Raw genomic sequence first — 14364 nt, 5'->3', positions numbered from 1 at the left:
GCGCGCCCGCTTATACCCCTTCCAGCAGGCGGTCGGCCTGCGCGCGCGCCTCTGGCGTGATTTCGGCGCCCGAGAGCATGCGGGCGATTTCCTCTTGCCGCCCGGCGCCGTCCAGTTGCACCACGCCCGTGCGAGTGACGATGCCGTCCGATGATTTGGCGATGAAGTAATGCTGAGTCCCGCGCGCGGCGACCTGTGGGCTGTGGGTCACGGCCAGCAATTGCCCGCCGTTCGCCCCCCCGCCAACGCCCGCCAGCCGGGCCAGCCGCTCACCAATGGCCTGCGCCACCGCGCCGCCCACGCCCCGGTCGATCTCGTCAAAGATCATCGTCGCCGCGCCCCCTTCCTCGGCCAGCGCGACCTTCAACGCCAGGATAAAGCGCGACAATTCGCCGCCCGAAGCGATCTTGGCCAAGGGTGCGAAATCCGCGCCGGGGTTGGTGGCGATCATGAATTCCACGCGATCCATGCCGCCCGCGCCCCATTGCCCCTGCTCCAGCGGAGTAACGGCGGTGCGAAACCGCGCCGCGTCCAGCTTGAGCGGGGCCAGTTCGCCCTTGACCGCCGCGTCCAGCCGGCCGGCCGCCTCGGTCCTTGCGGCGCGCGCCGCCTCGGCCAAGGCGCGCCAGACCCGGCCCGCTTCCGCCGCCGCCTGTTCCAGCGCGGCGACCTCGGCCTCGCCGCCCTCGATCGCATTCAGGGCGATGCGCATGTCGGCGGCCTTTTGCGGCAGATCCTCCACCGCGCAGGCGTGTTTGCGCGCGGCCGCCCGCAGTTCAAACAGCCGCGTCTCCACCCGGTCCAGCGCCAAGGGATCAAAGGCCAGCGCGTCCAGCGCGCGGTTCAGCTTGTCCTCGGCGTCGTCCGCCTCAATCATGGCGCGGTCCAGCGCGGCCAAAACCTCCTCCAGCAGGGGATGTTCACCCGCGATGCGGTCCAGCCGCCGCGCCGCCACGCGCAGTTCCGCCAGCGGCGAATCGGACCCGATGAACACCTGTTGCACCGACGAGAGGTCACCGGCCAGCCGCTCGCCCTTTTGCATGGTGGCGCGCTCACCGGCCAGTTCCTCTTCCTCGCCCGGCTGCGGGGCCAGCGCGACCAGCTCCTCCAGATGGGCGATCAACAGGTCCCGGTCCTCGGCCGCCTTGGCGATGATGGCGCGCTGCCGCTCCAGCCGCTCCTCGGCCAGCCGCCATTTCTTCCACGCCGCCTCGATCGCTGTCGAATCGACCCGCGCATACCGGTCCAGCAAAGCCCGGTGGCCGCGCGGATTGACCAGCCCGCGGTCATCATGCTGCCCATGGATTTCGACCAGAAACGGCGCCAATTCGCGCAACAGCGCCACGCCCACCGGCGCGTCATTGATATAGGCCTTGGACCCGCCATCGGCCTTGAGCTGGCGGCGGATGATCAGCGGCTCGCCCGGCTCCACCTCGACCCCGGCGTCCGTCAAGGTTTCGGCGACATCGGGGGCCAGCGCGCCCATTTCGAAACTGGCGGTAACGCTGGCGGCGGCTTCCCCTGCGCGGACCAGCCCGCTGTCGGCCCGCATCCCCAGAATCAGGCCCAGCGCGTCCAGCAAAATCGATTTGCCCGCGCCCGTTTCGCCCGTCAGCACGCCAAGGCCGGGGGCGAAATCCAGATCAAGCGCCTCGATCAGGACGATGTTGCGGATGGACAGATGGTGCAGCATGTTCGCTGCGTGTTCTAACGCAGCCGCGCGCGTCCGTCCATTTGCTTTCGCGCGTGATCCGTCATTTCATCAGGCGCCACACCGCCAGCCCCACCGCCCCCAGCCAGATCGCGGCGATCGCCACATGTTCGGGATGGACCAGCGGCCCTGTGGGCTCGGGCGGGCCGGCGACATAGGAATCGCGGCGCAGGCGGCGGCGGATGCGCGGCGCGGCGTCATCGGCATCGGGGGCAAAGGCGTCACGCGCGGCAGCCTGCATCCGGGCGGCCTGCGCGGTGGTCATGTGCTGGCGCGCCTGAGGATCCACCACACGCCCGTCCAGCAGGCTGGCATGGCCGCCATCGGCCCATTGCTGCCACATCTCGGCGGCGAGCTGCGCATCCAGCGCGTTGCGTTCGGCCAGATCCGCCTGATCATCTGCCACCGGAAATCCGCGAGAATAGCCCACATCCGCCTCCCAAGAATCGTTGCAGGCAGGCTATGGCAAACAGGGTGAACGATAGCTGTCACCCCGTTTAGGCATAAGCGCGTAAATCAGCCCTGTGGCGCGGAATCGGATGCGATTTCAGCGGCAGCGGCGGCGTCTCTAGCGGCAGTGGCGGCCGCCTCGCCAAAGGGCGGCTCCACCTCGATCGGGTCGGCCAGCGTCAGGCGGTCCAGCATGGCGGCCATCTCATCGCGCAGCGCCAGCATCAGCCCGCGCAGACGGCAATCGGCCTCTGGCAGGCAATTGGCGCAGGTTTCATGGGCATAGCGACTGGCGCAAGGGACGAGTGCCAGACTGCCGCGCGTCAGGCGGATGATGTCGCCATAACGGATGTCCACCGGCGGCAGCGCCAATTCATAGCCGCCCTCACGCCCGCGATGGCTGATCACCAAGCCCTCGCGCACCATTTCCGACAGAATCACCGTCAGGAACTTGCGCGGGATGTTCTGCGCCTCGGCAATGGCGTCCAGCCGGATCGGTCCCTGACGGAACTTGTCAGCCAGATGCTGCAGCGCGCGGATGGTGTAGCGGGTTTTCTGGGAAAGCATGTCGCATCAGCCGGGCAGCGGCATATGGCGCTGCTCTTTCGCCCGGCATATCGGATAGGAAACGTATAAAAGTCAATTCTACTGGTAGAAAAATATGCGCGTGAATGGGGGTATCGTCGCCTCCCTCGCCCGATCCCACCCGCCGCGTGCCCGCGCGCGAATCGTCCGCGCACATGATACAGGGCCTCGCGGGGGTTCCCGCAAGGCCCTGTATCGCATCACCAAACCGTGGTGGTTCAGATCGCCCGCGTGTTCGGCGCGTGGCGCTGCATCAGGCCATAAGCCTTCTGATACCACTCGCTGCCGGGATAGTTCTTGCCCAGAACGGCGGCGTATTTCTGCGCTTCTTCGGGGATGCCCAGCGACAGGTTCGTTTCCACCAGACGGAACAGCGCCTCGGCGGTGTGGCTGGTGGTCTGATACTTTTCCACCACATTGCGGAAGCGGATGCCGGCGGCCAGCCAGCGGCCCGAACGCTCATAGAAACGGCCGATGTCCATTTCCTTGCCGGCCAGATGGTCGTTCACCAGATCGATCTTCAACCGCGCGTCCACGGCATAGCGCGTGTCGGGATAGCGGCGGGCGACATCGGTCAGCGCGGTCAGGGCCTGCTGCGTCACCTTCTGGTCGCGGCTGACGTCGTTGATCTGCTCGTAATAGCTCAGCCCGATCAGGTAATAGGCATAGGCCGCGTCCTTGTTGCCCGGATGGATCGACAGGAAACGCTGCGCCGACTGCACGGCCTTGGCGTAATCCTTGGACGCATAATAGGAAAAGGCGCTCATCAGCTGGGCGCGGCGGGCCCACGGGCTATAGGGGTGCTGACGCTCAACCTCGTCGAACAGGGCGGCGGCCACCTTGTGGTCGCCCTTGTCCAGCGAGGTCTTGGCCGCAAGGTAGAGCGACTCGACGTCGCGCGCGACGTAAGCGGTGTCCTTGGGCTTGCCTCCACGGCCCGCGCAGCCCGCGGTCAGCGCCATGGCGCCAGCGGCGGTGGCAAGGAGGAGGACGCGAAGCGGCGAGTTGCGGTGCGAAGTGTCGGCCATGGACTTGCCTATAGCCAGCCCCAAGCTGAACGCCAAGTGAAAGGGAGAGGCAAAAGGCATTCGATCTGCAAGCGGCCGCCATCGGCCCCGGCGCGGCGCGCGGGTACCCCATGGTGGGGCAAATGCGGCATATACAAGCAAAATTGCGTAATTCGCGTGCAACCATACAGCAAATATTAGCCATTACCGTTTACTCCAGGGACCATGTTCGAGCGAACAGCCCTATTTCTGTCGCCCTTGTCCCGATTCCTGGGCGCGCCAGGCCTGACCGGGCCCGCGCCTTCGCGGCCTGCGCAGGCTGGACGCGGCGGCTGGGTCGTGGCGTTGATCGCCACGCTGTTGATGCTGTGGCAATTGCCGATGATGCAGGCCACCCAGCGCAGCGATGCCCAGACAGCGAATTGGGTGGCAGGCGCAAACAGCGCCCCTTCCGCCTTTGCCCGTCAGACCATCGCCCTGATGCCGTGCGTGGCGCGCGCGCGGACGGGTGATGACCCGCTGCCCCTGCTGCAAGGCCGGGGCGCGATGACCTGCACCCAAAGCAGTCACCAGTTCGGGCCGGGGGACTATTGGGTGCGTCTGGACCTGTCGGGAACGCTGGGCGATCAGTCCCGCACCCAGGACGCGGGCGGGATGCATCTGCGTTTCCTGCCCGACTGGCAACGGAACGCGCAACTCTACGCGCTGTTGGCCGATGGGCGGATGGTGGCGGTGTCGCTGGACAATCACCACCTCTCGGGCCTTAGCCGGATCGGCGGCCATATCAGCCTGCGTCTGGGAATGCTGGCCATGCTGGGCGATGCGCCCGATCAGCCGGTGCGCGCCGTGTTGCTGCGCGTCGAGGGGGCGATCAACAGCAACGGCCCGATCAGCCAGCCCCTGTTGATGAGCGACACCGCGATCGACCATGGCGAATTGCTGGAGATGGCGATTTATGGCGCCTATGCGGGGATTTGCTTCGCGCTGCTGATCTATAACCTGACGATCTGGCTCCCCGTGCGCGAGCGCTTTCAGTTGACCTATTGCCTGATGACCGTGGCCATGATGGCCTATGGCTGGGCGCATTCGGGGGCTTGGTCGCTGCTGTGGCCCGACAGTGACATGGACCACAGGCTGCGCTTCAACTACGCCGCGATTGCCGTCACGGCGGCGCTGGCGCTGCAATTCTTTCAGGACTTTCTGGACGGGAACCGGCTGGGCCGCCATGTCCGTCTGGCTGGCGTGGCGACACATCGCCTGTTGTGGGCGGTGGCGGTGATGATTCTGGTCGTGCCGCCGCATCTGCTGCCGCTGGCCGACCGGTTGTTCACCTATGCCTTTGCCCCTTTGCCGGTGGTGGTCAGCGCGCTGTTGATCGACGGCATGCGCCGCAATCACGACAGCGCGCGTTTTCTGCTGCTCAGTTGGGCCGTGCCGGCGGCGATCAGCCTGGCGCATATCCTGCATTCGCTGCACCTGCTCGACCTGAGCGTGCTGTTCGAGCATCTGACCATGCTGGCGATGACCGCACAGGCCTTGTTGAGCGCGCTGGCCATGGCGATCCGCATCAAGACCATCGTGCAGGAACGCGACGCCGCCCGCGCGCAGGAGCAATCGGCCCGCATTCTGGCCGATATCGACCCGTTGACCGGGCTGTTGAACCGCCGCGCGCTGCTGGAACGCACGCTGCTGGCCGGGCCAGAAGCCGCCGATGATCCCGCCAGCGTGCCGGGCCGCCGCTGGGGGCGTCGTGCCGAGGACCGTCAGCGGGCCTTGCTGGGCGTACCGGGAGCCGGGCCGCGGCTGCGCCTGTTGCTGCTGGACATCGACCATTTCAAATCGGTCAATGATGAACACGGTCACAATCTGGGCGATGAAGTGCTGCGCCGTCTGGCCGAGGTGCTGCAACGCCACGGCAGCCATCGCGGGCTGGTCTCACGTCTGGGGGGCGAGGAGTTCGCGGTGCTGGGGCTGACCAGTCAGGTGACGCCCGAACTGGCCGAAGCGCTGCTGGCGGCGGTGCGCGAGATGGCCTTGCCCGAGGGCCTGCGGATCACCGCGTCGCTGGGCATGGCGACCGGCACGGCGGCACGGATCAGCGATTGGCAGGCGTTGTATGAAAAGGCCGACGCGGCCCTGTATCAGGCCAAGGCCGATGGCCGTGACCAGATCGTCGATAGCGACCATCCGGCCAGCGAAGGTGAAAAGCCACGCATGGAATACGACACGGCCAAGCCCGCTCTGCCGCCAGTGCAGATGCAGCAACCACGCCGCACCATCCCCGGCGCGCCGCGCTGAACAGCGCTTCAACCTAGCTGTTGCGTAGCGTATCGAGCGCCAGCAGGCGGGCCTGTTCGCGGGCAAAGCGCTGCGCGATCAGCGCCTCGCTCTCCTCGGGGCGGACGGAATTCTTGAACACGCGCGGTCCGATGAAGGCGGCGGCGACCAGCATCACGCACCACACTTCGGCATCGGCCTCGGCGTCAGGGAAGATCGCCTGCATCGCCCGCGAAATCCCCGCAACCATGCTGTCCCAATTGGGATAACGGTCGCGAATGTCGCCCGGTGCGATGAAATCATCGATCCACAATTTGATGACTTCGGGATTGGACAGGACGAAATTGACAACATTGTCCAATTTCTGCCGCCGTTCGATCGCCTGATGAAACCCCTGCGCCAACTGGTCTCGCGACCACCCCTTGACCGAGGACAACAGCGCCTCGCGGCTGTCGAAATGATAGTAAACGGTGGAACGATTCATCCCCGCCTCACGGGCCAGAGCCGCCACGGACAGCGCCTCCACCCCATCGCGGGTGATCACCATCACCGCCTTTTCGATCAGAATGCGATGCGTTTCGGCGTAGTTACGGTTACGCCGCTGATCGCTTATCGGAAACCTTGCCTCGTCCATACCCTCGGCGAATGGCATTCAGCGCATGAAATCAAGGCTTTTTACGATTTGCCCTGTGGATTTGCGATGAACAAATGGTTATTCGCCGGTATTTCGCGCAAACCATCAGACAAAATCCGAAATCCTGCGGCAATGCTCGTCCGGACAGGCCCAAACGCGCACAGACCGATTTCGGTCATGTCCCGCAATGCTGTCCGATTCCCTAACAACAGTCGCCCGCTCGGTGCAACTGATTCTGCCGCGCCGCAACAAAAAGACGCATGACCCGTGATCATGCGCCCTTTGGATTTTCCGCCCATCGAACTCGACAGGAACACTTCAATCGAAAAATGCCACCGCGCGCAATTCGATGCTTGAACGCGTCTGCGCGCCGGGCAGACTGTTGTCATGAAAAGCGGTATGCGGGCAACGCCAGGTCTTGCTGTGGTCGCTGTCGTGGAACTTGAACAGCAAAACATCGTCCTGAACCATGTTGCTAAAGTACCACCAGCGGTGTTCGGGGCGGTGATTGAAGATATAGGCGGCGATCATGTCGTCCTCGCCGGGCACGGGGGCGGTCAGCGCCTCGCCCTGCGGGAACTGGTCGACGACAAACAGCGTGTTCGACTTGCCCTCGTCATCGCCCACGCTGCGCCCGTCACACACGGCCAGCGGCCAATCCTGCGGGCCGGGGCTGAACGTGCGCCACAGCGAAACGCAGATGAACCGGCCATAGCCATCGGGCGTACCGAAATGCTGCTCGTGCATACGCGCGGCGGCTTTGTGGGCGGTCTTGGTGTTGTAATCGACATGCGCCTCGCCGGCCGGGGGCTGGATGCCGCCCGAATGCTGATAGCCCTGCGTCTGTTCGGCGGCGCGGGCCGACAGGTCGGCGCTGGTGCGGCGCATCCAGCCCTGCGGCGCAACGCGGTCGGCCCCGGTCAGGCGCTTGATGATCTGCGCCGCCTCGGCGTCATAGATCGCGGCGACCTCCTCGTTGTTCCAGAAGTCCTGCACCGCGGTCGCGCCCTTGCCCAGCACAAAGCCATGGGTGTCGAACTGGAAATGATCGCGGAACGGCATGCCGTCGCGGATTACGCAGTCATAGTCGCGGTATTCGCCCGTGTTGATCTCGGCTCCGGCGCGGACATAGCGGCGGGTGACGAAATCGCCCGGCGCCAGATAACGGATCAGCGCGGGCGTCTGCCGGGCGGTTTCCTCGATCGAATCATACACCACCGCCTCGGGCGCCATCGTAGCCATGCATCCACTCCATGTTTGCGCCGCGCGTCATCGCGGCATCATTGGCGCGGATGGTAACAGATGGGATGATTTATACAATCGTGTAAGCCGTCGACGCGCCGCAAAAAAGGCAGGACAGCCCGCGCCGCCCTGCCTTTTTTCACCGTTCCAGCCGATGGCGCCGATCAGATCAGCCCGGCATTGGCCAGCGCCGCATCCACCGCATCGCGCGCGCCCTGATTGCAGGGCACCAGCGGCAGGCGCAGTTCCTCGCGGAAATCGGCATGCACGCGGCTGAGCGCATACTTGACCGGCCCGGGCGAAGCGTCCTCGAACATGGCGTAGTGTAGCGGATAGAGCAGGTCGTTCAACCGGCGCGCTTCGGCCAGATTGCCGGCGGCGCAGGCGGCCTGGAAATCGGCGCACAGGCGCGGCGCGACATTGGCCGTGACCGAGATGCAGCCCACCCCGCCAGCCGCCGAATAGGGCAGCGCCAGTTCATCATCGCCCGACAATTGGCAGAAATCGCCGGTGATCCCCATGCGGTGATCAGTCACGCGCGACAGATCGCCGCTGGCGTCCTTGATGCCGATGATGCGTTGCGGGAATCGGTTGGCCAGTTCAACCACCGTCTCGGGCTTGATATCGGTGACGGTGCGGGCGGGCACGTTGTACAGGATGATCGGCAGATCGCTGTGCTCGGCCAGATAGCTGAAATGCGCCAGCAGCCCCGCCTGTGACGGGCGGTTGTAATAGGGCGCCACGACCAGCGCGGCGGCCGCCCCGCACTTTTTGGAAAAAGTCATGTGCAGCAGCGCGTTTTGCGTATCATTGCTGCCGCAACCGGCGATCACCGGCACGCGGCCGGCGGCCTGCTCGATGCAGACCTCGATCACGCGGTGGTGTTCGGCGTTCGACAAAGTGGAGTTTTCACCCGTGGTGCCACAGGGCACCAGCGCCGACGAGCCGTTCTCGATCTGCCAGTCCACCATGCGGCGGAAAGTCGGCTCATCGAACGCCCCGTCGCGGAAAGGTGTCACCAGAGCGGGTATCGAACCGGAAAACATGGACTTTATCCTCAGGGTTTGCCCACCTATAGCACACGGCGCAACTTTTCGCCGCCAGAATGGGCGCATCAACGCATGCCTGATAAGGAGCCATCGGCCATTATGTCCAGCACCATGATTGATCGACGTACCTCTACAATGGTCGGGGCCGTGCCTGCGCGCCGCGATTCGCAGGGGGCGGCGATGGGGTTGGGCCGTGGCCGATGGGCCGCTGCAACGGCGGCTTTGGCGCTGGGGCTGAACGGATTCGCACCCGCCTTTGCCCAATCCGCGCCCTATCCCGCCCAGCCTTATCCGCCCCAACCTTACACCGGACAGCCTTATGCCGGACAGGCCGCCCCGCAGGCGCCCTATCTGGTGCCCAGCCCGATGGTGCAGCCGATTCCCGCCGCCCCAACGCCTCCGCCGCCGCCGCCGATGGATGCGTGGGACCGGGCGCGGGCCGCTCATCTGGCGACGCCGGGTGGGGCGATGGCCGGGGCGATCGCGCGCTGGAAACAACTTGCCGGGACCGAGAATCAGGGCTTTGACGCCTACGCCGGTTTCGTCATGACCTATCCCGGCTTTCCCGGGGAGGAGGCGATGCGCCGCGCCGCCGAGAAGGCGCTGGCGCTGACCAATGTCGACACCGCGCGGCTGGTGGCGTTTTTTGACCGCTTCCCGCCGCTGACCAATCCGGCGCGGGCGCGCTATGCCTTGGCGCTGGCCGATATGGGCCGGCACGAGGCGGGCGATGTCGCCCGCGCGGCATGGCGTGGCGGGGTGATGAGCGATGGGTCCGAGGCCGCGATGCTGGCCCGTTGGGGCAGCCGGATGAGTCAGGACGATCACGATGCGCGGTTGCAGGCGCTGTTGTGGGACGCGTCGAGCGCGCAGGCAACGCGCGCGCTGGCCCGTGCCTCGGCGCCGCTGCGCGGTCTGGGCGCGGCGCGTCTGGCGTTGCAGGCGCTGGGCGCTGCCGCCCCGGCCCCGCGCCCCGATGTGCCGATGGTCGGCCCTGACGCGATGGAGCAGGTCGCCGCCGCAGAGGCCGCGCGCGCCGCCGCCCAGCCCTCGGTCGAGGACGATGACGATGGCCCCACCCCCACCGTACAGCCTTTGCCCGCGCCCGGCGCGATGGACCCGCTGGCCGCCCCGCCCGCCGATCCCGCGTTCATGCGCGATGCGGGCTATGTCTATGACCGGGCACGGGCGCTGATCCGGCGCGGGCGGATGGCGGATGCGGCAATGCTGCTGGCCTCGCGCCCGCCGCTGGCAACGACCATGGGCGACGCGCGCAAATGGGTGACGCTGCATCTGGTGACGGCCAAATCGGGTGGACCTTCGCTGGCCGCGCGCATCGCCGCCAACGCGGTCGAGGGGTTCGCCCCCAACGCCGATATCAGCACGATGGCCTTTGGCGTGCGCGATGATTTCACCACGCTGATGTGGCTGGGGGGCACGTCCGCGTTGTGGCAGTTGAACGATCCGGTTGCCGCCGCACCCTTGTTCTATCGCTATGGCACGGCGGCGCGCTCGCCCCAGACGCGGGCCAAGGGGTTCTATTGGGCGGGCCGCGCCATGTCTCAGGCGGGCCGGGCGGACGCTGCCACCCGCTATTTTGCCGAAGCATCGCAATATGCCGACCAGTTCTATGGCCAATTGGCGCTGGAACGGCTGGGGCGGCCAATGCCGCTGTTGCGTGATCCGCCCCATGTTGCCCCCACCCCGGCCCAGCGCGCCGCCTTTATGGCGCGGCCCATCGTGCAGGCGGTGATGGAGGTGTCGCGCGATACCGAGTGGCAGACCAGCGTCCGTTTCTTCAAGGAGATCGCGAGCCAGGGCAAGACCGAGCTGGACTTTGTCCTGTTGGCCGAACTGGCGCAGCAGATCGGGCGGCGAGATCTGGCGGTGATTGCCGGATCGGCGGCGGGCAATGCCGGGCTGTTGACGTTCCGCGAACTGGCGTTTCCCACCATCTTGCCGCCCGATGGCGCCGACTGGACGGTGGTACACGCCATCAGCCGTCAGGAAAGCCAGTTCGCCCAGAACGCCATCAGCCGCGCGGGCGCGCGGGGCTTGATGCAGTTGATGCCCACAACCGCCGCCGATCAGGCGCGCAAGCTGGGGGTGGATTTCTCGGTCGGGATGCTGACCAGCGATCCGCGCTACAACATGCTGCTGGGCGATGCGTTCTTTGCCCGTTTGATGAAGATTTATGACGGCTGCTGGCCGCTGGCGATTGCGGCGTACAATGCCGGTCCGGGCAATGTACGGTCTTGGATGGGCAAGATTGGCGACCCGCGCACCCCCGGTACCGATTGGGTGCAGTGGATTGAGCGTATCCCCATCAGCGAAACGCGCGGCTATGTCACCCGCGTGCTGGAGAACGTCGTCAGCTATGAGGCGATGTATCCCGACAAGGCGAAGTATCGCGGCCCCAATCCCGCCAGCCACTATCTGGGCAAGGATGGGCCGGGCTGATGGCGGGGACTTGCCCCGCCCGGCGTTCAGGGCCAAGGGCGCGGGGATGAGCGCGATCCCCTCCAAGGCCGAAGGCCCGCCGATCACCCCTGCCGGCATGGCGGCGTTGCGGGCGCGGTATGACCATCTGCTGGGCACCGAACGCCCCGCCATCGTCGAGATCGTCAGTTGGGCCGCAGGCAATGGCGACCGCAGCGAGAATGGCGATTACCTGTATGGCCGCAAGCGGATGCGGGAAATCGACCGCGAGCTGGCTTTTCTGGCGCGGCGGATGAAGGCGTGCCGGGTGGTTGATCCCGCAAGGCAAAGCGACCACAGCCGGGTGCTGTTTGGCGCCAGCGTCGAAATCGCCGACGAGGACGACAACCGCAAGCATCTGACGCTGGTGGGCGATGACGAGCAGGACGCCAGTAAGGGGCTGATCGGCTGGTCGGCGCCGATTGCGCGGGCTTTGCGGGGCGCGCGGGTGGGCGATTTGCGCCGCGTCCATCTGCCTTCGGGGGAAAAGGAATGGGAGGTCATGAGCATCACCTATCCCCCCGCCAGCACCGCGCCATAGGGACATTGGACGATGGAACGCTGGATCCTGCCGATCTTTTCGCTGGCGCTGACATTGGCGGCGGCGCGGGGCCTGTTGCTCGCCTGGCGCGATGGCGGGGCGCAGGACGCGCGCCGGGCTGATCCCTTGCTTTACGCCGGTTTTCTGGCGCTGGCGGTGGTGGTGGCCGGGTTCATGGGGTGGCAGGTGCTGCACCACTGATCCGCCCGCCACATACGTAAAGCGGCATAAAAAATGCCGGATTTGCGCCAAATTTAGCTACGTATTTGTCAGCAAAAGGGCTTGAGGCGCAGGCATTGCGGCCCTATGCCTGCGCCTATCCAAGGTTCAGGCCCGTGCCTGTCCGGCCGGGCGCAGGACGCATGGCCACAACAGACGGGCCCGCGAGATGAGGAGTCTGTGAAGAATGCGCCAGAGCCGTCAGGCGCGCAGGGGTGAGCATGCGCGCGTTACGCGCCCCGCCGCCTGCGAAATGTCCCAGCACAGCATGGGCCAAGCCCTGCGTCCCGCCAGCGCGCGCGCGCGCTTTGGCCGCTGGACGATCAGCGCCGTCTTGGCCGCCGCCATGCCGGTGGCCGCACAGGCGCAAACCGCCGCGCCGGCCGCCAATGGTGCGGATACGGTGTGGATCATGGTCTGTTCGGCGCTGGTGCTGCTGATGTGCCTGCCGGGGCTGTCGCTGTTCTATGGCGGTCTGGTGCGGGCCAAGAACTTCCTGTCGGTGATGGTGCAGGTCGGCGGCATTGCGGCGGTGGCTTCGCTGCTGTGGGTGGTTTGCGGCTATACGATGGCGTTCGGGCCGGTCAGCCATGGCTGGCTGGGCGGGTTTGATGCGGCCATGCTGGCCCATCTGGCGCCGCTGCGCAGCGGCACGACCATGCCGGAAAACACCTTTGCCCTGTTCCAGCTGTGCTTTGCCGCGATCACGCCGGCGCTGATGGCGGGCGCATGGGTGGACCGGGCGCGGTTTGGCTGGGTCATCGGCTTTTGCGCGCTGTGGGGGCTGGTGGTCTATGCCCCGGTCGCGCATTGGATCTGGGGCGGCGGGTGGATGTACACCCGCTTTGGCACGCTGGATTTCGCCGGTGGCATCGTCGTCCACACCACGGCGGGCGTTTCGGCGCTGGTGGCCGCTTGGCTGCTGGGCCCGCGCACCGGTTTCCCCAAAACGCTGATGCTGCCGCACAGCCCGTCACTGACGATGCTGGGCGCGGGGCTGCTGTGGGTGGGCTGGTTCGGCTTTAACGGCGGCAGCGCGCTGGCGGGCAATGCCACGGCCACCAACGCCATTCTGGCCACCCACACGGCGGCCAGCGCGGCGGCCTTGCTGTGGATTCTGGTCGAACGCATCCATGTGGGCAAGCCGACCAGCGTGGGCTTTGCCACCGGCGCGGTGGCGGGCCTGGCGACGGTAACCCCGGCGGCGGGCTTTGTCTCGCCGGGCGCGGCGGCGCTGTTTGGTCTGGCGGCCACGGCGATCTGTTTCCCGATGATCCAATTGGTCAAGGCCAAGTGGAAGGTGGACGATTCGCTGGACGTCTTTGCCGTGCATGGCGTGGGCGGCATGACCGGCTCGATCCTGCTGGCGGTGTTCATCGCCCCCGCGCTGGGCGGCACGGGTTACGCCACCGGCATGACCATGAACAGCCAGTTGCTGGGTCAGGCCGTGGGCGTGGGTGTCACCGCGCTGTGGTCGGCGGTGGCAACGCTGGTGCTGGCCTGGGGGCTGGCCCGCGTGTTGCCGATGCGCGCGACCGAGGACGAGGAACGCGAGGGGCTGGACATCACCGCCCATGGCGAGCGCGCGTGGGAAATGGATTGATCCCCCACGCTAAATCCCATGGCGTGACGCGCCAGCCATGATAAAGGGTCGGGTGATGCAACGCCCGGCCCTTTTCCTTTGCGTGATGGTGACGATGCTGGTGGCCGCGCCCGGAGCGATCGCGCGCGATTCGCTGGGCATGTTTGGCCGATGGGGCGCGTTTCGTGATGCGGGCGTGCCGCGCTGCTATGCCATTGCCATGGCGCATGCCGGACGGGGTGACGCGCGCGGCGATTTTCAGCCCTATGTCGATGTGGCGTGGTGGCCAAAGCGCGGCGTGCGCGGGCAATTGCATGTGCGCCTGTCGCGCCGCCCCGGCGATGGGCCGATCACGCTGACCATTGGCGATCAATCCTTCCGTCTGGTAGGCGGCGGGGGTGAGGCCTGGGCGGCCGACGAGCGGATGGAAGCAGCCATTCTGGCTGCGATGCGATCAGCCAGCGGCCTGCGGATCAGCGCGCGCGGCGGCAACGGGCGCGGCTTTACCGACCATTACGATCTGACCGGGGCGCCCACCGCGATGGACGCGGCAGCGATGGGCTGCGCGGGGGCACGCTGATTGGGCGGG

13 protein-coding genes are annotated in these 14364 nt (G+C 66.3%); 6 read left to right on the top strand and 7 right to left on the bottom strand.

Translation table 11 applies throughout. From position 1 onward, the window contains the following. Positions 1-10: 10 nt before the first annotated feature. The 4 genes from recN to GTZ99_RS01925 all read right to left on the bottom strand — a co-directional run bounded on the left by recN (position 11) and on the right by GTZ99_RS01925 (position 3774). Complete coding sequence (gene recN / locus GTZ99_RS01940; RefSeq protein WP_161716591.1) at positions 11-1693, bottom strand: DNA repair protein RecN; 1683 nt, start codon at positions 1691-1693, stop codon at positions 11-13. A gap of 61 nt (positions 1694-1754) precedes the next feature. Beyond that, a complete protein-coding gene (locus tag GTZ99_RS01935) occupies positions 1755-2141 on the bottom strand; it encodes a hypothetical protein (RefSeq protein WP_161716590.1) in 387 nt (128 codons plus the stop codon). An 86-nt stretch (positions 2142-2227) separates the two neighbouring features. Continuing rightward, on the bottom strand, positions 2228-2728 hold the full coding sequence (locus GTZ99_RS01930) for an RrF2 family transcriptional regulator (protein ID WP_161716589.1): 501 nt from the start codon (positions 2726-2728) through the stop codon (positions 2228-2230). 236 nt (positions 2729-2964) lie between these two features. Next, a complete protein-coding gene (locus GTZ99_RS01925; protein ID WP_161716588.1) occupies positions 2965-3774 on the bottom strand; it encodes an outer membrane protein assembly factor BamD in 810 nt (269 codons plus the stop codon). Between the two features lie 318 nt (positions 3775-4092). Between GTZ99_RS01925 and GTZ99_RS01920 the strand changes: the two genes are divergently transcribed. Then, complete coding sequence (locus GTZ99_RS01920; RefSeq protein WP_320076613.1) at positions 4093-6051, top strand: GGDEF domain-containing protein; 1959 nt, start codon at positions 4093-4095, stop codon at positions 6049-6051. Between the two features lie 13 nt (positions 6052-6064). Here GTZ99_RS01920 and GTZ99_RS01915 read toward each other — a convergent pair whose 3' ends face one another. The 3 genes from GTZ99_RS01915 to dapA all read right to left on the bottom strand — a co-directional run bounded on the left by GTZ99_RS01915 (position 6065) and on the right by dapA (position 8952). Beyond that, positions 6065-6664: a TetR/AcrR family transcriptional regulator gene (locus GTZ99_RS01915; protein WP_161716586.1), complete on the bottom strand. Its 600-nt coding sequence runs from the start codon at positions 6662-6664 to the stop codon at positions 6065-6067. A gap of 318 nt (positions 6665-6982) precedes the next feature. After that, positions 6983-7906: a CmcJ/NvfI family oxidoreductase gene (locus GTZ99_RS01910; RefSeq protein WP_161716585.1), complete on the bottom strand. Its 924-nt coding sequence runs from the start codon at positions 7904-7906 to the stop codon at positions 6983-6985. Between the two features lie 164 nt (positions 7907-8070). Then, complete coding sequence (gene dapA, locus GTZ99_RS01905) at positions 8071-8952, bottom strand: 4-hydroxy-tetrahydrodipicolinate synthase (RefSeq protein ID WP_161716584.1); 882 nt, start codon at positions 8950-8952, stop codon at positions 8071-8073. 138 nt (positions 8953-9090) lie between these two features. Here dapA and GTZ99_RS01900 point away from each other — a divergent pair, with 138 nt between their 5' ends. The 5 genes from GTZ99_RS01900 to GTZ99_RS01880 all read left to right on the top strand — a co-directional run bounded on the left by GTZ99_RS01900 (position 9091) and on the right by GTZ99_RS01880 (position 14355). Further along, entirely contained in the window at positions 9091-11415 is a 2325-nt protein-coding gene (locus GTZ99_RS01900) for a lytic transglycosylase domain-containing protein (protein ID WP_161716583.1), read from the top strand. A 46-nt stretch (positions 11416-11461) separates the two neighbouring features. Then, positions 11462-11974 (top strand): GreA/GreB family elongation factor, encoded by a 513-nt coding sequence (locus GTZ99_RS01895; RefSeq protein WP_161716582.1) that lies wholly within the window; start codon positions 11462-11464, stop codon positions 11972-11974. Positions 11975-11986: 12 nt separating this feature from the next. Beyond that, complete coding sequence (locus tag GTZ99_RS01890; protein ID WP_161716581.1) at positions 11987-12175, top strand: hypothetical protein; 189 nt, start codon at positions 11987-11989, stop codon at positions 12173-12175. Positions 12176-12461: 286 nt separating this feature from the next. After that, positions 12462-13796: an ammonium transporter gene (locus tag GTZ99_RS01885; RefSeq protein ID WP_161716580.1), complete on the top strand. Its 1335-nt coding sequence runs from the start codon at positions 12462-12464 to the stop codon at positions 13794-13796. 55 nt (positions 13797-13851) lie between these two features. Then, positions 13852-14355 (top strand): hypothetical protein, encoded by a 504-nt coding sequence (locus GTZ99_RS01880; RefSeq protein ID WP_161716579.1) that lies wholly within the window; start codon positions 13852-13854, stop codon positions 14353-14355. Positions 14356-14364 lie beyond the last annotated feature (9 nt).

The organism is Novosphingobium ovatum, assembly GCF_009909235.1.
Lineage (GTDB): Bacteria > Pseudomonadota > Alphaproteobacteria > Sphingomonadales > Sphingomonadaceae > Novosphingobium > Novosphingobium ovatum.
The sequence above is the reverse complement of the archived record's forward strand: the minus strand, read 5'-3'. Positions and strand labels throughout refer to the sequence as shown.

Excerpts from the sequence above, each read along its gene's own strand:
- GTZ99_RS01885 (WP_161716580.1), top strand. The coding sequence starts at position 12,462 with ATGGGCCAAGCCCTGCGTCCCGCCAGCGCGCGCGCGCGCTTTGGCCGC.
- GTZ99_RS01910 (WP_161716585.1), bottom strand. The coding sequence starts at position 7,906 with ATGGCTACGATGGCGCCCGAGGCGGTGGTGTATGATTCGATCGAGGAA.
- recN (WP_161716591.1), bottom strand. The coding sequence starts at position 1,693 with ATGCTGCACCATCTGTCCATCCGCAACATCGTCCTGATCGAGGCGCTT.
- GTZ99_RS01880 (WP_161716579.1), top strand. The coding sequence starts at position 13,852 with ATGCAACGCCCGGCCCTTTTCCTTTGCGTGATGGTGACGATGCTGGTG.
- GTZ99_RS01915 (WP_161716586.1), bottom strand. The coding sequence starts at position 6,664 with ATGGACGAGGCAAGGTTTCCGATAAGCGATCAGCGGCGTAACCGTAAC.
- GTZ99_RS01930 (WP_161716589.1), bottom strand. The coding sequence starts at position 2,728 with ATGCTTTCCCAGAAAACCCGCTACACCATCCGCGCGCTGCAGCATCTG.
- GTZ99_RS01925 (WP_161716588.1), bottom strand. The coding sequence starts at position 3,774 with ATGGCCGACACTTCGCACCGCAACTCGCCGCTTCGCGTCCTCCTCCTT.
- dapA (WP_161716584.1), bottom strand. The coding sequence starts at position 8,952 with ATGTTTTCCGGTTCGATACCCGCTCTGGTGACACCTTTCCGCGACGGG.
- GTZ99_RS01890 (WP_161716581.1), top strand. The coding sequence starts at position 11,987 with ATGGAACGCTGGATCCTGCCGATCTTTTCGCTGGCGCTGACATTGGCG.
- GTZ99_RS01895 (WP_161716582.1), top strand. The coding sequence starts at position 11,462 with ATGAGCGCGATCCCCTCCAAGGCCGAAGGCCCGCCGATCACCCCTGCC.
- GTZ99_RS01900 (WP_161716583.1), top strand. The coding sequence starts at position 9,091 with ATGGTCGGGGCCGTGCCTGCGCGCCGCGATTCGCAGGGGGCGGCGATG.